Origin of the sequence: Nonomuraea sp. NPDC049480 (assembly GCF_044465905.1) — a bacterium.
In the GTDB taxonomy this organism is placed as follows: Bacteria; Actinomycetota; Actinomycetes; order Streptosporangiales; family Streptosporangiaceae; genus Nonomuraea.
Map to the genome: position 1 here is coordinate 323,238 of NZ_JBITMD010000011.1, position 16,692 is coordinate 339,929.

14 protein-coding genes are annotated in these 16,692 nt (G+C 70.5%); 9 read left to right on the forward strand and 5 right to left on the reverse strand.

Translation table 11 applies throughout. The features are described from left to right. Positions 1–148 precede the first annotated feature (148 nt). Positions 149–1,999 (reverse strand): translational GTPase TypA, encoded by a 1,851-nt coding sequence (gene typA / locus ACIBX3_RS30940; protein WP_397123071.1) that lies wholly within the window; start codon positions 1,997–1,999, stop codon positions 149–151. A 314-nt stretch (positions 2,000–2,313) separates the two neighbouring features. Here typA and ACIBX3_RS30945 point away from each other — a divergent pair, with 314 nt between their 5' ends. The 5 genes from ACIBX3_RS30945 to ACIBX3_RS30965 all read left to right on the forward strand — a co-directional run bounded on the left by ACIBX3_RS30945 (position 2,314) and on the right by ACIBX3_RS30965 (position 6,983). Further along, positions 2,314–3,057: an AMP-binding protein gene (locus ACIBX3_RS30945; RefSeq protein ID WP_397123073.1), complete on the forward strand. Its 744-nt coding sequence runs from the start codon at positions 2,314–2,316 to the stop codon at positions 3,055–3,057. Positions 3,058–3,120: 63 nt separating this feature from the next. Then, entirely contained in the window at positions 3,121–5,538 is a 2,418-nt protein-coding gene (locus tag ACIBX3_RS30950) for a LuxR C-terminal-related transcriptional regulator (RefSeq protein ID WP_397123075.1), read from the forward strand. Between the two features lie 56 nt (positions 5,539–5,594). After that, entirely contained in the window at positions 5,595–5,993 is a 399-nt protein-coding gene (locus tag ACIBX3_RS30955; protein WP_397123077.1) for an AMP-binding protein, read from the forward strand. A gap of 5 nt (positions 5,994–5,998) precedes the next feature. Then, positions 5,999–6,145, forward strand: coding sequence for a hypothetical protein (locus ACIBX3_RS30960; RefSeq protein ID WP_397123079.1), 147 nt, complete (start codon positions 5,999–6,001; stop codon positions 6,143–6,145). An 85-nt stretch (positions 6,146–6,230) separates the two neighbouring features. Then, positions 6,231–6,983 carry an alpha/beta hydrolase gene (locus ACIBX3_RS30965; RefSeq protein WP_397123080.1) on the forward strand — a complete coding sequence of 251 codons (753 nt, stop codon included), beginning with the start codon at positions 6,231–6,233 and terminating at the stop codon, positions 6,981–6,983. A gap of 288 nt (positions 6,984–7,271) precedes the next feature. On the opposite strand, the gene ACIBX3_RS30970 is transcribed toward ACIBX3_RS30965, so the two are convergent. Then, positions 7,272–8,705, reverse strand: a complete 1,434-nt coding sequence (locus tag ACIBX3_RS30970; protein ID WP_397123082.1) for an aldehyde dehydrogenase — start codon at positions 8,703–8,705, stop codon at positions 7,272–7,274. Positions 8,706–8,963: 258 nt separating this feature from the next. Between ACIBX3_RS30970 and ACIBX3_RS30975 the strand changes: the two genes are divergently transcribed. Further along, the gene (locus ACIBX3_RS30975) at positions 8,964–9,860 is read left to right on the forward strand and encodes a coiled-coil domain-containing protein (RefSeq protein ID WP_397123084.1); all 897 of its coding nucleotides are present in this window, start codon (positions 8,964–8,966) and stop codon (positions 9,858–9,860) included. Here ACIBX3_RS30975 and ACIBX3_RS30980 read toward each other — a convergent pair. Continuing rightward, complete coding sequence (locus ACIBX3_RS30980) at positions 9,842–11,158, reverse strand: GH1 family beta-glucosidase (protein ID WP_397123086.1); 1,317 nt, start codon at positions 11,156–11,158, stop codon at positions 9,842–9,844. The genes ACIBX3_RS30975 and ACIBX3_RS30980 overlap by 19 nt on opposite strands. A gap of 92 nt (positions 11,159–11,250) precedes the next feature. On the opposite strand from ACIBX3_RS30980, the gene ACIBX3_RS30985 reads away from it, so the two are divergent. After that, positions 11,251–11,889, forward strand: a complete 639-nt coding sequence (locus tag ACIBX3_RS30985) for a TetR family transcriptional regulator (protein WP_397123088.1) — start codon at positions 11,251–11,253, stop codon at positions 11,887–11,889. Positions 11,890–11,934: 45 nt separating this feature from the next. Here the strand turns inward: ACIBX3_RS30985 and ACIBX3_RS30990 are convergent, their stop codons facing one another. Beyond that, positions 11,935–12,858 (reverse strand): aldo/keto reductase, encoded by a 924-nt coding sequence (locus ACIBX3_RS30990; RefSeq protein WP_397123090.1) that lies wholly within the window; start codon positions 12,856–12,858, stop codon positions 11,935–11,937. Between the two features lie 79 nt (positions 12,859–12,937). On the opposite strand from ACIBX3_RS30990, the gene ACIBX3_RS30995 reads away from it, so the two are divergent. Both ACIBX3_RS30995 and ACIBX3_RS31000 read left to right on the forward strand, forming a co-directional pair. Next, the gene (locus ACIBX3_RS30995; RefSeq protein WP_397123092.1) at positions 12,938–13,300 is read left to right on the forward strand and encodes a MerR family transcriptional regulator; all 363 of its coding nucleotides are present in this window, start codon (positions 12,938–12,940) and stop codon (positions 13,298–13,300) included. A gap of 36 nt (positions 13,301–13,336) precedes the next feature. Then, entirely contained in the window at positions 13,337–14,788 is a 1,452-nt protein-coding gene (locus ACIBX3_RS31000; protein WP_397123094.1) for a penicillin-binding transpeptidase domain-containing protein, read from the forward strand. Here the strand turns inward: ACIBX3_RS31000 and ACIBX3_RS31005 are convergent. Further along, positions 14,785–16,647 carry an ABC transporter ATP-binding protein gene (locus ACIBX3_RS31005; RefSeq protein WP_397123096.1) on the reverse strand — a complete coding sequence of 621 codons (1,863 nt, stop codon included), beginning with the start codon at positions 16,645–16,647 and terminating at the stop codon, positions 14,785–14,787. The genes ACIBX3_RS31000 and ACIBX3_RS31005 overlap by 4 nt on opposite strands. Positions 16,648–16,692: the final 45 nt, after the last annotated feature.

Here is a 16,692-nt window from a genome sequence, read left to right on the forward strand (position 1 = left end):
GGTAACGGTGTGATTACAGCTGCTCCCATAACAACTTTTCTTTACGGCATGACACGGGAGCGTCCGTTCATCGCACGTGGCTGGAGGCGGCCACTTACTCGCCGCACTTACCCGAAAGCAGCGCTTCGCCCGGCGAAAAGGAAAACGTTCAGGCGCGCTTGGCCCGGGCTGCGGCGCGGCCGCGGGTGGCTGCGTCGAGCACGACCTTGCGGATGCGTACGGCGTCCGGGGTGACCTCCACGCACTCGTCCTCGCGGATGAATTCGAGCGCCTGCTCCAGCGACAGCACGCGCGGCGGGATCACCTTCTCCGTTTCCTCGGAGGTGGAGGAGCGCATGTTGGTGAGCTTCTTCTCCTTGGTGATGTTCACGTCCATGTCGTCGGACCGGGAGTTCTCGCCGATGATCATGCCTTCGTAGACCTCGGTCGTCGGCGAGACGAACAGCGTGCCGCGCTCCTGCAGGTTGAGCATGGCGAACGCGGTCACGGGACCGGTGCGGTCGGCCACCAGCGAGCCGCTCGCACGGGTGCGCAGCTCGCCGAACCACGGCTCGTACGAGTCGAACACGTGGTGCACCAGGCCAGTGCCGCGCGTCTCGGTCAGGAACTCGGTGCGGAAGCCGATCAAGCCGCGCGCCGGCACCACGAACTCCATCCGGATCCAGCCGGTGCCGTGGTTGGTCATGTGCTCCATGCGGCCCTTGCGCACCGCCAGCAGCTGCGTGACCGCGCCGAGGTATTCCTCCGGGCAGTCGACCGTCAGGCGCTCGACCGGCTCGTGCACCTTGCCGTCGATGGTCTTGGTGACCACCTGCGGCTTGCCGACGGTCAGCTCGTAGCCCTCGCGGCGCATCTGCTCGACCAGGATGGCCAGCGCCAGCTCGCCGCGGCCCTGCACCTCCCAGGTGTCGGGCCGCTCGGTCGGCAGCACGCGCAGCGACACGTTGCCGACGAGCTCCTTCTCGAGGCGGTCCTTGACCATGCGGGCGGTGACCTTGGCGCCCTTGACCCTGCCGACCAGCGGCGAGGTGTTGGTGCCGATCGTCATCGAGATGGCCGGCTCGTCCACGGTGATCAGCGGCAGCGGGCGCGGGTCGTCGGGGTCGGCCAGCGTTTCGCCGATCATGATCTCGGGGATGCCGGCGATGGCGATGATGTCGCCCGGGCCCGCCTCCTCGGCCGGCTTGCGCTCCAGGGCGTCGGTCATCAGCAGCTCGGTGATCTTGACGCGCTGGATGGTGCCGTCGGTGCGGCACCAGGCGACCTGCTGGCCCTTGCGCATGACGCCCTGGTGGATCCGGCACAGCGCGATGCGGCCGAGGTAGGAGGAGGCGTCGAGGTTGGTCACGTGGGCCTGCAGCGGCGCGTTCGGGTCGTACGTCGGGGCCGGGATGGTCGACTTGATGATGTCGAACAGCGGCTCGAGATCCTCCGAGTCCGGCATGCCGCCGTCCTCCGGGCGGTTCATCGAGGCCCGGCCGGCCTTCGCCGAGGCGTAGACGATCGGGAAGTCGATCTGCTCCTCGGTCGCGTCGAGGTCCATGAACAGCTCGTAGACCTCGTCGACGACCTCCTTGATGCGGGCGTCGGGACGGTCGACCTTGTTGATGCAGAGGATGACCGGCATCTTCGCGGCGAACGCCTTGCGCAGCACGAAGCGGGTCTGCGGCAACGGGCCCTCGGAAGCGTCCACCAGCAGCACGACGCCGTCCACCATCGACAGGCCGCGCTCGACCTCGCCGCCGAAGTCGGCGTGGCCGGGCGTGTCGATGATGTTGAGGGTCATGCCGCCGTGCTTGACCGCGGTGTTCTTCGCGAGAATGGTGATGCCCTTCTCGCGCTCAAGGTCGTTGGAGTCCATGACGCGGTCGTCGACGTCCTGGTTGGCGCGGAACGCCCCGGACTGCCACAGCATGGCGTCGACCAGCGTGGTCTTGCCATGGTCGACGTGCGCGATGATCGCGATGTTCCGCAGGTCGTCGCGGCTGTTCAAAGGCATGATGACGTCTCGCTCTGTGTCGTGGGGGCGGCCGCGCGAAGTCGCGACCTCTTAAGTCTAGTTGATCCCCTCTCATGGCAAGAGCGGCAACAGGTGACGGCGGGCGCCGGCAGCGGCGCAGGCCCCGCTCCAGCAGCACCGCGTCGGCGGCGTCGAGGATGCGCTCGAGGGAGTGGTCCCGCGTGGATCAAGCGTAGGCGCGCCGAACGCCCCCGGACGGCCGCGGTCGGTTGCGGGGACGAGGTCCGCACCTACATAGCGGGTTGCACAATTGTGCGCATGGCAATCACGGGCCCGGTCCCTAGATTGTCGGCATGACGTGGACAGAGCTGGTTATGGCCTCGGCACCGACGAAGGGCGACCAGCCGGCGGTGAGCGACGTCAGATCCGGCGAGGTGCTGTCATACTCCGCGTTCGTGCGCCGGGTCACCCGCGCCGCCGCGGGCCTGCGCCGCCAGGGCCTGCGGCAGGGCGACCACGTGATCGTCGACGTCCCGCTGGGCGCGGCGCTGCCCGTCGCGGTCCACTCCGTGGCCTGGGCCGGCGGGATCGCGATGCTCGGGTCCGCGGGCCGGGCCCGCATGATGATCACCCACCGTCCCTACGACCCGGCCGTCGCGCAGGCCGACCACGTCTTCTCGTTCCAGCCGGTGCCGGGGGCCAGGCCGTTCGGCGAGCTGCTGGCGAACGACGCCGTCGAGTTCGGCCCGCTGGCCGGGCCCGCCATCACGCTCGACGGCCGGCGCGTGTTCGACCACATCGAGCTGGCCGGCGACCTGCGCAGGCTGGCCGCGCGCCTGGTGATCGGCAAGGACGACGTCGTGCTCAGCGCGGTCAGCGAGCCGTTCAGGGGCCTGCGGGTGATGGATCTGGCGATGATGTCCGGCGCCCACGTCGTGGTCGCCCACGGGCCCAGCCTGATCGGCTGCCGCGTGCTGGCCCAGGAGCGCCGGGCCACCATGGTCGTGGCGCCCTATGACCTGGCCAGACGGCTGCTCGGCGATCCGATGCTGCGCGTCGTGGACGAAAGGGCGGTCGTGAGCTCGCTCGGGCTCTGAAGGGCCTCGGAAAAGTGCGACACTGTGGGAGAGTGTGATCCATCCGCGACGCAGGGTGACCACATGCCAGAGCCGCCCCGGCACAACCTTCCAGCAGAGCCCAACCGGTTCGTGGGTCGCGAGCGTGATCTCGACGATCTGCGCGGATTGTTCGGCCGGACGCGCGTCGTGACCCTGTGCGGGGTCGGCGGCATCGGGAAGACCCGGCTGGCGCTGAGGGTGGCCGCGGGGCTGGTGCCGGCCTACCCCGACGGGATCTGGCTGGTGGAGCTGGCCAGGCTCGGCCGGGCGGAGCTGGTCGTGCCGGAGCTCGCCCGCGTGCTGCGGGTGGGCGAGGAGTCCAACCGGCCGCTGCTCGACACCGTGACGGCCAGGCTGCGCGACCTGCGCTGCCTGCTGCTGCTCGACAACTGCGAGCACCTGGTCGACCGGTGCGCGGAGGTGACGGCCGGGCTGGTGGCCGCCTGTCCGCGGCTGAGCGTCCTGGTCACCAGCAGGGAGCCGCTGCGCATCGCCAGCGAGCTGATCTGGCGGGTGCCGCCGCTGGACCTGCCGAACACAGAGAGCGCCGACGCCGAGTCCGTGCAGCTGTTCCTTGACCGCGCGGCGGCCGCGGGCACCCGTCTGGGCCCCGGCAGCCTGCCCGACGTCATACGTCTGTGCCGGGCGCTCGACGGGCTGCCGCTGGCGCTGGAGCTGGCGGCGGCACGTACGAGCCTGCTCAGCCCCGGGCAGATCGCCGACCGCATCGACGATCGTTTCTCGCTGCTGACCACGGGCGGCCGCACCGCCCCCGCCCGCCAGCGCACGCTGCTGGCGGCCGTCGAGTGGAGCTACGACCTGCTGTCGGCCAAGGAGCAGGTGCTGCTGCGCCGGCTGTCGGTGTTCGCCGGCGGCTTCGACCTGGACCTGGCCGAGCAGGTGTGCGCCGAGCCGCCCATCTCGCGGGCGGAGATCGTGGACCTGCTGGGCGGCCTGGTCGACAAGTCGCTCGTGCTGTGCGACGAGGGCCGCACGCGCTACCGGTTGCTGGAAACGATCAAGCGGTACGCGGTCGGGCGTCTGGAGCAGGCCGGGGAGCGCGAGGTTCTGCGCGAGCGGCACCTCAGCGTGCTCTGCGAGCTGCAGGAGCGCCACTTCGCGACCGAGATGGTCGAGCCCGGCGTGCCGTGGCCGGCGCGGCTGCGGGCCCTGACCGCCGGCAAGAGCCTGCTCGACGACCAGCGGGTGGCGCTCGACTGGGCCGCCGAGTCCGGCAACGCGTCACCGGCGCTGCGGCTCTGCACCACCAGTACGGGGCTGCTGCCCGTCGGCGGCAACCCGGCGGAGATCGTCGGCTGGATCGAGCGGCTGCTCGCGCTCGACCTGTCCGGGGTGACCGGCGAGCAGATCGCGCACGCCAAGGCGTTCCTGGCCTACGGTCTGGAGGCGCGGGACGAGCTGGGCCGCTCGCTGGAGGTGGCGCGGGAGAGCCTGGCGGGCATGTCGCCGGCCAACACGTTCGCGCGCTGCGTCATGCACAGCCTCATCGTCGTGGTGCTGCTGCGCATGGGCCGCCCGGACGAGGCCGTGCACCACGCGGAGGAGGGACTGGCCATCGCCACCCGCTCCGGTGACGCGTGGAACCAGGCGGCGGGGCTGGCCGGGCTGTCGGCGGTGGCGCTGACCCGCGGCCGGCTGCGCGAGGCGCAGCGGCACGGCGAGGAGGCGCTGGCGCGGGCCCGCGAGCACAGTCACCGCTGGATCATGGCCAGGACCGCGGCCCAGCTCGGCGCGGTGGCCGAGGCCCGCGGCGACCTGGTGACCGCCAAGAGGCAGTACGAGATGACCGTCCCGTGGCTGCGCGAGCTCGGCAATGACGCCGACCTGGCCCGCTGCCTGGCCAGGATCGGCCGGGTCGCGGCGATGCTGCACGAGTTCGGCACGGCCAGGGAGCGGCTGGCCGCGAGCCTCGCGCTGAGCAGGGAGACCGGCCAGCGCCAGGGCGTGGCCCGCTGCCTGGTGGGGCTGTCGGTCCTGGCCGAGTACGAACGTGACCTGGAGGCCGCCGTGCTGGCCGCCGCGGCGGCGGCCACGCTGCGCGAGTCGATCGGCCAGCACTCGGCCACGATCAGGATCGAGGCGCTGCTCGGCCGGGCCCGCGCCAAGCTGGGCGACGGCCGCACCGCGTCGCTCTGGTCCCGGGGCCGGGCGACGAGCCCCGATGACGCGGCCCGCCACGTGCTGGAGGGCGAGCGGCCGGCGCCGGAGCCGGCCGCGGCCGCCGAGCCCGTCAGACGCTCGCTGCTGACCGCCCGTGAGCTGGAGATCGCCCACCTGCTCACCCGCGGCCTGTCGAACCGGGCCATCGCGGAGGAACTGGTCATCAGCCCGGCCACGGTGGCGCGGCACATCGCCAACATCATGGAGAAGCTCGGCTACACCTCTCGCGCGCAGATCGCGGTATGGGCGGCCGAGCGCCCCTCGGGCTCTTCTGCATAGGGATCTGCATATTCCGCCCCATGTACGCACGAGACGCCCTCCATACCGTAGTCCGCATGGATGAGCGCATTGTCATCGTGGACTCGGGCACGGGCCTGAAGCTCACCGAGGAGCAGCTGGACGAGAGGTCAGCCATCGCGATCGTCCAGTTGCGCAGCCGTGGGGTGCGGTCGGGCGACACTGTGCTCATCTGCCTGCCCGTCGGCCCTGATCTGCTGGTGGCTGCCGACGCGGTGATCGCCGCGGGTGGCGTGGCCTGGCCGGTGCCCGCCGATCTCGACGCGGACGCGCTCAGGGAACACATCCGGGCCAGCGGCGCCCGCGTGATGATCTCCGATGGCCCGCGGGCGCTGGAGGCGGCGGAGGAGTCCCGCGTGAGGATCGTCATCAGCGTCGCGGACCTCAGCGCCCCCGCATCCGCATCCGCACAGTCGCGGGGCATTGACGGAAAGTGATCCCGGTGGACGATGAGCGGGTGATCACGCTCAGCGGGGTGGGCGGCATCGGCAAGACCCGCCTGTCGCTGCGCGTGGCGGCGCGAGTGGCGCCGTCGTTCCCCGGTGGCGTGTGGCTGGTCGAGCCGGCCCGCATCGTGATCCCGAACTGATCGTCACCGAGCCGGCCGCGTCCGGCGAGCGTCACCTGGAGGAGCTGGAGGGCATGGGCAGCCGAGCGAGCTTAAGCTCGTATTCATGCCTTTCGCGCCCCATTTCCCCGTCATGCTCAGGACCGAAGACGGGGTCCGCATCGACGCCGCCCACACCCCCTCCGCAGGCACGGACATCGGGATCGTGATGGCGCACGGCTTCACCGGCTCGTGGCGGGAGCGTGCGGCGCGCCGCATCGTGCACGTGCTGAGCGGGTACGGCGGCGTGGTCGCGTTCGACTTCCGCGGCCACGGCCGCTCCGGCGGCGAGACGACGGTCGGCGACCTGGAGATCCTCGACGTGGAGGCCGCCGTCAGGCATGCCCGCGTGGCGGGCTACCGGAAGGTCGCGGTCGTGGGGTTCTCCATGGGCGCGGCGGTGGCCGTACGGCACGCGGGGATGCGCGGCGGGGTGGACGCGGTGGCGGCGGTGAGCGGCCCGGCCCGCTGGTACTACCGGGGCACCAAGCCGATGCGCCAGGTCCACTGGGCCATCGAGCAACCGTTCGGGCGCTGGGCGGCGAGGGTGGCCAAGCGCACCAGGATCGCCCGCGGCCGGTGGGACCCGATCCCGCTGCCGCCCCACGAGGCCGCCGCGCTCGTCTCGCCGGTGCCGCTGCTGATCGTCCACGGGGACGCCGACACGTTCTTCCCGCTGGACCACGCGCATCAGCTGTACGCCGGCGCGCGCGAGCCCAAGGAGCTCTGGATCGAGCCCGGATACGGCCACGCGGAGTCCGCCGCGACGCCCGATCTCATCCGCCGTATCGGCAAATGGATCTCATCGAACTTTTCGTGAGTGAAACGCGTCTACCTAGGGCGGAAGGAAGGAAACCGCCGGGAGAAAGTCCCTGGGGAAGGAAACCGTCGATGCGGTGGACGTGGGACATACTTCAGTCGTCAGGCGGTCGCCCAGCGTCGCGGGGGCGCGCTGGGTGACGATTCCTGCACGCGGGCCCCGCGCCACACCGCGGGGCCCCGCGCAGGGCGAGGGAGTGCCGTCGCCTGGAGGAGCGGCGGGAGCGCAGCGACCAGAGCGGGGGAAGGCGACCGAGCCTGCCTCACGGAGTGAGGCCATGAGCAGGGCTCAGCCCAGCCGGGCGATCGACTTGTACTCCAGGTAGGCCTGCAGGCCCTCGGGACCCAGCTCGCGGCCGACGCCGCTGGCCTTGTAGCCGCCGAAGGGCGCGTTCGTCTCCAGCATGAAGCAGTTGACGCCGTATGTGCCGGTGCGCACCTGGCGGGCCACCTCCATGCCGCGCTCGGTGTCGGCCGTCCACACCGTGCCGGCAAGGCCGTAGTCGCTGTCGTTGGCGATCCTGACGGCGTCCGCCTCGTCCTCGTACGGGATCACGGCCAGGACCGGGCCGAAGATCTCCTCGCGCGCGATACGCATGTCGTTGGTGACGCCGGCGAAGACGGTGGGGGAGACGTACCAGCCGCGGTCGTACGGCCGGTTCAGGCCGCCGGTCACGACCTTGGCGCCCTCGTCCATACCGATCTTGATGTAGCCCTCGACCCGGTGCTGCTGCCGCTTGGCCACGAGCGGGCCGACGCCGGTCGCCGGGTCGGCCGGGTCGCCGACGGGCTGGGAGCCGACCATGTTCGCGACGGCCTCGACGACCTCGTCGTAGCGGTTGCGGGAGGCCAGGATGCGGGTCTGCGCCACGCACGCCTGTCCGTTGTTCATGAGGGAGGCTATCGACAGGAAGCCCATGCTGGCGGCCAGGTCGGCGTCGTCCAGGATGATCGCCGCGGACTTGCCGCCCAGCTCGAGGCTGACCCGCTTGAGCTGCTCGCCGCAGATGGCCGCGATGCGCCGGCCGGCGGCCGTCGAACCGGTGAAGGCCACTTTGTCCACGCCGGCGTGCGAGATCAGGTGCTCGCCGACCTCGCGCCCTGCGGCCACGACGTTGAACACGCCCGCGGGCACGCCCGCCTCGGCCACCCACTCGGCCAGCAGGTACGCGTCCAGCGGCGTCTCCGGCGCCGGCTTGAGCACGACCGTGCACCCGGCCAGCAGTGCGGGCGCCAGCTTCGTCATCGTGACGAACTGCGGGACGTTCCACGGCACCACGGCCGCCACCACGCCCACGGGCTCGCGCCGCACCGTGACCGGGCCGAACAGGCCGGGCCGCTGCTCCTCCTGCTCGTACGTCTTGCCGAGCTCGGCGTAGTACTGCAGCATGCCGAGCGGCTGCGGCGCCTGGGCCATGTTGGAGAACGTGATCGGCGAGCCCATCTCCTCCGTGATGAGCGCCGCCATCTCGCCCTGCCGCTCGTTGTAGATCGCGGCCAGCCTGCCGACCACCTCGGCCCGCTCGGCGAACGTCATCCGGGGCCAGGGCCCGTGGTCGAACGCCTCTCGGGCGGCCGCGACCGCGCGCTCCATGTCCTCGGCCGTGCCTTCGGGCACCCGGCCGACGACCTCCTCGCTGTGCGGCGAGATGACGTCGATCGTTGCCGTCCCCGCCGGGGCCACCCATTCGCCCCCGATGAAGAGCGTGTCGTGCTGCCGCATGGCGTGAGCCTCCTCCTGTATTGCGAACCAACCGACCCGACCGAACGAATGCTTGCTTGCTAAGGGTACGCCTCAAGGTGACAGAACCATGTTCTGTCCGGACGCGCAAGAGCGGTGTGGCAGCGCGCCGCGCGGCGGCCCTTGAATCGGACAAAATTCGCCAAACCCCATCAAAGGTGCAGCAGTTCCGTCGTTCGGATGACAGGAATCAAGATCATCTTCTATAGTTTCGCTCCGTCTATGACGGGAGGGACGGGTGTGAGAATCTGGCGGATCGCTATTCTTTTCGCCGTTCTCGCCGGGCTGCTCGCGCTCCCCGCCCCCGAGCCGGCCGCAGCCGATCCCAGCCCCGCCGAGCTGCGCAAACTCACCAAGCAGGCGACCCGGCTCAACGAGCTCTACCGCGGTCAGATCCAGAGCCTCGAAGAGATCAGGGTCCAGGCCGAGAAGGCGACGGACACCTCCAGCGACCTTCAGGCCAAGCTGGCGGACGCCCAGGCCGACGTGGGCCGCATCGCCCAGACCGCCTACATCCTGGGCCCGGTCGACACCATGCGGATGTTCGGCATGCAGGCCGAGCCGTATCAGGTCCTGGGCCAGGCGGCCAACATGGCCTACATGGCCAACGAGCGGACCCAGCGCGTCAAGAGCATCCAGAAGCTGATCGAGGACTCCAAGAACGCCAAGGTCGAGGCCAACGACAAGATCCAGAAGATGAAGCGGGAGATCAAGACCCTGTTGAGCAAGCGCAAGGAGATCCAGCGCCTGCTCGACAAGTACGGCTTCCAGCAGCCCGGCGGCGCCGACGGCCTGACCGCGCGCATGATCCAGGTGCGCGCGGCGATCATGCAGAACTTCCCCATGAAGTACGGCGTCGGCTGCCTGCGCCCCGGGGACCCCGGCGAGCACGGCAAGGGCCGGGCCTGCGACTTCATGATGTCGCCCGGCGGCACCATGGCCGCCGGGGCCGATGGTGCCAACGGGGACGCGCTGGCCGACTGGCTCATCAAGAACGGCTCCAGGCTCGGCGTGATGTACATCATCTGGAAGCAGCGCTACTACGACATGCGGTCAGGCGGAGGCTGGGACCCGATGTCGGACCGCGGTGGGGTCACGGCCAACCACTACGACCACGTTCACGTGTCGGTCTTCTGATCCTCCAGGAAGCTCCTCAGCCAGGCGTAGGACGCCTTCGGGGTGCGGCGCAGGGTCTCGAAGTCCACGTGGACCAGGCCGAAGCGCTGATGATAGCCCTCCGCCCACTCGAAGTTGTCCAGCAGCGACCAGACGAAGTAACCGCGTACGTCCACGCCCTCGGCCATGGCCTGCCGCATGGCCGCGATGTGGCCCTCCAGGAACGCGATGCGGGGCTGGTCGTCGAGCGTGGCGGTGTCGTCGGTGGAGCAGCCGTTCTCCGTGATGAGGATCGGCGGGAGCGCGGCGCCGTACCTGGACTTGAGCCCGGTGAGGAGCTCGCGCAGGCCGTCGGGGACGACCGGCCAGCCGAACGCCGTCGTGGGGTAGCCGGTGACGCCCGCGTCCGTGAAGGGGAGCCCGTCGGAGGTCGGAGCGGCGATGCGGGTGGGGTTGTAGTAGTTGATGCCCAGGGCGTCCACGGGGGTGGCGATGACGTCGAGGTCTCCGTCGCGGACGAAGTCGAGGGTCGGAGTGTAGGCGGACAGGTCAGGATATTTCCCGAGGAGTATGGGGTCGTTGAACAGGCGGTTGTGCAGGATGTCGTACGCCTCGGCGGCCCTGAGGTCCGGCTCCCGCTGGGAGGCCGGCCAGACGGGGGTGCAGTTGTTCGTGATCGCCACCTGGGCGGCGCCCGCGGCTCTCAGGGCCTGCACGGCGAGGCCGTGGGCCAGGAGCTGGTGGTGGGCGGCCCGGAGGGCGTCGGTGAGGAGGGCCTGGCCGGGAGCGTGGATCCCCATGGCGTAGCCGAAGGCCATGTGGACGAACGGCTCGTTCAGTGTGATCCAGAGAGGGACGCGGTCGGCGAGGCGGGTGGCGACGGCGGTGGCGTACTCGGCGAAAATTTCGGATATTTCGCGATTCATCCACCCGCCCCCCATCCGTCCAGTGCCGTCCTGGAGTGCTTGCGGCAGGTCCCAGTGGAACAGCGTCGGCACCGGCTGGATGCCGGCCTCCAGCAGGGCGTCCACGAGCCGTTCGTAGAAGTCGAGGCCCTTGGCGTTCACCTGGCCCGTGCCCAGTGGCTGGACGCGGGGCCAGGCGATCGAGAACCGGTAGGCGTTCACGCCGAGGCCGGACATGAGGGCGACGTCCTCAGGCCAGCGGTGATAGTGGTCGCACGCCACGTCGCCGGTGTGGCCGTCCCTGATGCGGCCGGGCTCGTGGGCGAACGTATCCCAGATGGAAGCGCCCCTGCCGTCCTCCGCGACGGCGCCTTCGATCTGGTAGGCGGCGGTGGCCGTACCCCATAGGAACATCGCAGGCTCCTTGCTGTGATGCGAGTATGGCTCATGTTAACTGTGTCCCAAGTGACTCCCTTTACCAGCTGGTAATACGCCAGGATGGGGGGATGACGAGTATCTTGCGCCGCCGTCCCGCCCAACGTCGCAGCGTGGCACGGGTGGAGCGGATGCTCGACGAGTGTGCGTTGCTGCTCGACGAGGTCGGATATGAGGCGCTGACCACCAAGGAGGTCGCGCGCCGGGCCGAAGTGCCGATCGGCACTTTCTACCAGTTCTTCCACGACAAGCAAGGGCTGGTGCGGGCGCTGGCGCTGCGCAACCTGGACGCGTTCCTCGAACGGATCACCGAGCGCCTCGCCACGGCCGACCTCGCGCACTGGACCGACCTCGTCGATCTGGCCATCGACGAGTTCGTGAACATGAAGCGCACCACGCCGGGGTTCGCGGTGATGGACTTCGGCGAGGTGCTGACCGCGCCCGGTGGGCCCGCGCTCCCGGGGACCCAGCGGGCGCTCGACGGGGACAAGGACAACAACGCGATCGTGGCCGACCGGCTGCGCTCCCTCACGCTGGAGCTGCTGAACGCGCCCGCGGGGCCGGGGCTGGACCGGGCCCTGGTGGTGGCCGTCGAGGCTACGGACGCGGTGCTCAAGCTGGCCTTCCGCGCCGACCCCCGAGGCGACGCGGCGCTGATCGCCGAGTGCAAGCAACTCGTCCGCCGCTACCTCGCCGACCACCTCCCCTGACCCCTCTGTGGCCGCGCGGATGGTGCGCGTTCGGGTGTGGCGGGGTCAGCAGGGGGCGTCCAGGCGGGCGCGGAGTTCCGGGTCGAGCTTCAGGTCCGCCGCGCCGATGGCCTCCTCCAGCTGCGCCATCGTCGAGACGCCGACGATCGGGACGATGCCGTCGGACATCAGCCAGGCCAGGACCACCTGGTTCGGGGTGGCGCCCAGCTCCTTGGCGGCCTCCTGGAGGACGGCCAGGCGGCCGGTGGTGCCCGGGTGGTCGTAGATCTCGGCGATCGGGCGGTCGGGACGCGTGTAGGCGCCGAACATCAGCGTGTTGTACGCCCACAGCGTCATGTCCGGCTCCGCGGCCAGGTAGTCCAGCATCTCGTCCGTCACCAGCGTGTGCCCGGCCTCCGCGAGCCTGGTCAGGGGCCGCGGCCGCAGGTACGTGTGCCGCAGCTGCACGTACGTGTAAGGCATCCACCCGCGCGCCGCCGAGACGTTCCTGGCCCGCTCCAGCCGCCAGGCCGCGATGTTGCTCGCCCCGATGCCGCGGACCTTGCCCTGCCGGGCCAGCTCGTCGTACGCCCCCAGGGTCTCCTCCAGCGGCACTGACCGATCCTCGATGTGCGACCAGTACAGGTCGATGTAGTCCGTCCCGAGCCGCCGCAGGCTGCCTTCGGCGGCCCTGGCGATCATGGGCGCCGACAGGCCCTCGGCGGATGCCAGGGTGGTGTCGCCGGGTACGGTGGGCCGGGCGCCGGACTTCGTGCTGATGAAGATCTCGTCCCGGTTGCCGCGGGCCTTCAGCCAGGCGCCGATGGCCTGCTCGCTCTCGTCTCCTGTGCGGCCTTCGATCCAGAACGGGTAGTTGTTGGCGGTGTCGAGCATGGTGCCGCCCGCCTCGTGGAACCGGTCCAGGATGGCGAAGCTGTCGTGCAGGTCGACGCTGGTGCCGAAGGGAATCGTGCCGAGTGCGATGTTCATGGCCCCGACTTTCGGACCTGGAGCGCGCTCCATGTCAACCGGTTGACCTGGAGCACGCTCCAGGTGGAATGCTGGGGGTGTGACGACCGTGTACACACCGGCGGAAGCCGTCGAGGAGACCGGCTTCAGCCTCGACACCTTGCGTTATTACGAGAAGATCGGCCTCCTGGAGCCCGTGAGCAGGAACGCGGCCGGGCAGCGCAGGTTCACCGAGGAGGACATCGGCTGGCTCGGCACGCTGCGGTGCCTGCGCGACACCGGCATGCCCATCGCCACGATGCTGCGCTTCGCCGAGTTCGTACGCGCCGGAGACCACACCATTCCCGACCGGATCAAGCTGCTGGAGGAGCACGACCAGCAGGTCCAGGCGCAGATCGAAAATCTTGCCGCGCGCCAGCGCTACATCCAGACCAAGATTTCCTACTACCGCAGAGTCCTCTAGCCCCGCCTTTGCCGCCCGGTTGCTAAACCGAGATCCATGCCTGGATCGAGGGGTGGCCGGATCAACGTGTCGCTGCGTCGCGTCGCCGTGCTCTGCGCGGCGATGCTGTTCGTGCTGCTGGCGCACGTCACGATCGTGCAGGCGTTCGGGTCCCACGCGCTCAACGCCGACCACAGGAACGAGCGGCCGCTGCTCGAGAAATTCGGTCATCCGCGCGGCGACATCCTGACCTACGACGGCACGGCGGTCGCCGCGAGCCGCCCGGCCGGCAGCGGCCCGTACCGCTACCGGCGGGTCTACCGGCACGGCGAGCTCTACGCGCCGGTCACCGGCCACCTGTCGCTGCACCGCGCGACCGGCATCGAGCAGGCGCAGGACGCGGTGTTGTCCGGGGACGACGCCAAGGTGAAGGTCAGGTCGCTGGTCAGGGAGGGGGCCGTCGAGGGCGCCGACGTCAGGCTGACGATCCGCGATCGGGTGCAGTGGGCGGCGTACCAGAGCCTCAAGGCCACCGGGGTGCCGGGGGCGGTGGTGGCCATCGACCCGGCCACGGGCGCGATCCTGGCGCTGGCCTCTTACCCGTCGTACGACCCGAACGCCTTCACCACCTTCGACCGGTCCCGCCTCGCCGAGACGGCGCGGCGGCTCAAGCGGGCGGCCGCGCGGCCCCTCCTGAACCGGGCGCTGCACGGCCGATATCCGCCGGGGTCCACGTTCAAGCTGGTCACGACGGCCGCGGCGCTGGCGTCCGGAGAGTACACGCCGTCCAGCCTGCTGGACGCCCCCGCCCGGCTGCGGCTGCCCGGAAGCTCCGTACACGTCCGCAACGATCCTGGCTGCCGGGACGAGCACCCGACGCTCATGTACGCGTTCCAGGTCTCGTGCGACACCGCATTCGCCAACCTCGGGCTCCAGCTCGGCCAGGACCTCCTGCGGGACCAGGCGGAGGCGTTCGGGTTCAACGCGGAGAACCTGACGATCCCGCTGGCCACGACGCCCAGCAGGTATCCGATGGCCATGGACCGCGCCCAGACCGCCCTGGCGGCCATCGGGCACCACACCAACCAGGCGACCCCGCTGATGATCGCCATGCTGTCGGCGGCGGTGGCCAACGACGGGGTGCTGATGCGGCCGTACGTGGTGGAGGAGGTACGCCTGCCGGACGGCTCGGTCATCAACCGCGCCGGTCCGACGCCGTACCGGACGGCGGTGCCGCCCACGCTGGCCAAGCACCTGGCGGCGATGATGACCACGGTGACGCACACGGGCGGCACCGGGACGGGCGCCGCCATTCCGGGCGTGGAGGTGGCCGCCAAGACCGCCACCTCGCAGGCCGTCCCCGGCGCGGAGGACCATGCGCTGGTCACGGCCTTCGCGCCGGCGGACAAGCCGGAGGTCGCGGTCGGGGTCGTGCTGGAGCATCCGGGCGCGCGGGCCGAGGCCGTGGCGCCGATCGCGCGGGCCGTGATCGAGGCCGCGCTGTCCTAACGATAGGCCCTGGCCTGGAGGGAGTAGAGGTCGGCGTAGAGGCCGTCGAGTGTCATCAGCGTCTCGTGGTCGCCCTGCTCGACGACCTTGCCGCGGTCGAGGACGTAGATGCGGTCGGCGTAGCGGACGCTGGCCAGCCGGTGGGTGATGAGCAGCACCGTGCGGCCGTCCGAATGGCTGCGGATGCGTTCGAACAGCGCGTGCTCGGCGCGGGCGTCGAGTGCGGCGGTGGGCTCGTCGCAGATGAGCAGGTCGGCGTCGCGGTGGAAGCCGCGGGCCACCGCGATGCGCTGCCACTGGCCGCCGGACAGCTCGTGGCCGTCCTTGAATCGGCGGTCCAGGAGCGTGCGGTAACCGTGCGGCAGGTCCGCGACGACCTCGTCGGCGCCCGCCACCGCGGCCGCCGCGTGTAACGCCTCGTCCCCTTTGTCGGTGCCCATCGTGATGTTGTAGCGGGCGGTCAGCGGCCAGCGGGTGTGGTCCTGGGCGATCACGGCCGTGCGCAGGCGCAGCTCCTCCGGGTTGACCTGCTTGAGGTCGGTGTCGTCCCACAGGACCGCGCCGGCGTCCGGCTCGTACAGCCCGGAGAGGATCTTGGCGAGGGTGGTCTTGCCGGAGCCGTTCTCGCCGACGAAGGCGATGACCTCGCCCCGCTTGATCTCGATGTTCACGTCGAGCAGGGCCGGCTCCGCCGCGCCCGGGTACGTGAACGTCACGTCCCGTGCGGTGATGCGCTCGAAAGCCGGCGGCAACCTGGCCGGCCGCTCCCCGGGCACGCGGCGCTCGGCGTCGGCGCAGAACTCCAGGAAGTCGGTGAAGTAGAGGCCCTCCTCATAGAGACGGTTGGTGGCGTACATCAGGCTCTGCAGCGACTGCTGGGCGGATCTGATCGCCAGGACCGCCGTTCCGGCCACGGCCAGCGGGATCGCGGCGACCGCCAGGAGCACGCCCAGCGCCACGTAGACCAGGCCGGCGCCGAGGCCGCCGAGCGCCTCGCCGGCGAGCCTGGCGAACGTCTGCCGCCTGGCCAGCCTCAGCATGACGTCCTGCTCGGCCCTGGCCACCGCGTCGTACACGCGCAGCAGGAAGCCGCGCATCGTGAAGGAGCGGACCTCGGCCGCCGGGTCGCGGTTGGACAGCAGCTCGCCGATGATCCACTTCCGGCGGTTGGCGGGGATCAGGGCGTAAAGGGTGGCGTACTGCATCTTGGCGCTGCGCACCGCGGCCCACGCGTCCGGCAGCACGGCCAGCAGGAGCAGCGGGACCAGCACAGGGTGCAGGACGCCCAGCACGCCGGCCACGGCGGCGATGCCGACGGCGGCGGTCAGTACGTCGACGGTCGCGGACACCACCGAGTCGGCCATGGCCACGCCGCGCAGCCTGGCCCGCTGCAACGCGTCGTGGAACTCCGGATCGTCGTAGGCCACCAGGTCGACGCGGCTGGTCAGGTCGTAGAGCCGCCCCTGGGTCAGGCGGCTGACCTGCGGATCCAGGCGCGACTGCGCCCAGCCCGCGCCTGCCTGCAGCGTCGCGCGCAGCGCGGCCGCGGCGGCGACCAGCGCCAGGCTGGGCAGCGCCGCCATCACGCGGTCGGGGGTGGGGCCCTCGCTGAAGAGCGCGGTGAGCACGCCGGTGGTGGCCAGCAGGCCGAAGGCCGTGCACAGCCCGCCGAGCAGGTTGAGCGTGACCGTGGCCACGGTGTCGCGCGGGCTGGCCCGCCAGGCCATCCGCATGGCCTGCGCCACGAGCGACGGGAGCCGCCTGGCGATGGTCAGGAAGCCGACCTCGGCCAGCTTGTCCGTGTGGGCGTGCCAGTCGGAGAAGGAGATCTCGCCGAGCTCCAGCGGCTCATCGGCCATGGCTTCAGTGTGCGCACGGGCACTGACGGTTTTCCATGGATTTCT

What these genes read in the sequence shown, in the direction of transcription:
- ACIBX3_RS30955 (WP_397123077.1), top strand. Translation starts at nt 5,595, where the DNA reads ATGGATGAGCGCATTGTCATCGTGGACTCGGGCACGGGCCTGAAGCTC.
- ACIBX3_RS31005 (WP_397123096.1), bottom strand. Translation starts at nt 16,647, where the DNA reads ATGGCCGATGAGCCGCTGGAGCTCGGCGAGATCTCCTTCTCCGACTGG.
- ACIBX3_RS31000 (WP_397123094.1), top strand. Translation starts at nt 13,337, where the DNA reads ATGCCTGGATCGAGGGGTGGCCGGATCAACGTGTCGCTGCGTCGCGTC.
- ACIBX3_RS30950 (WP_397123075.1), top strand. Translation starts at nt 3,121, where the DNA reads ATGCCAGAGCCGCCCCGGCACAACCTTCCAGCAGAGCCCAACCGGTTC.
- ACIBX3_RS30990 (WP_397123090.1), bottom strand. Translation starts at nt 12,858, where the DNA reads ATGAACATCGCACTCGGCACGATTCCCTTCGGCACCAGCGTCGACCTG.
- typA (WP_397123071.1), bottom strand. Translation starts at nt 1,999, where the DNA reads ATGCCTTTGAACAGCCGCGACGACCTGCGGAACATCGCGATCATCGCG.
- ACIBX3_RS30985 (WP_397123088.1), top strand. Translation starts at nt 11,251, where the DNA reads ATGACGAGTATCTTGCGCCGCCGTCCCGCCCAACGTCGCAGCGTGGCA.
- ACIBX3_RS30965 (WP_397123080.1), top strand. Translation starts at nt 6,231, where the DNA reads ATGCCTTTCGCGCCCCATTTCCCCGTCATGCTCAGGACCGAAGACGGG.
- ACIBX3_RS30980 (WP_397123086.1), bottom strand. Translation starts at nt 11,158, where the DNA reads ATGTTCCTATGGGGTACGGCCACCGCCGCCTACCAGATCGAAGGCGCC.
- ACIBX3_RS30970 (WP_397123082.1), bottom strand. Translation starts at nt 8,705, where the DNA reads ATGCGGCAGCACGACACGCTCTTCATCGGGGGCGAATGGGTGGCCCCG.
- ACIBX3_RS30945 (WP_397123073.1), top strand. Translation starts at nt 2,314, where the DNA reads ATGACGTGGACAGAGCTGGTTATGGCCTCGGCACCGACGAAGGGCGAC.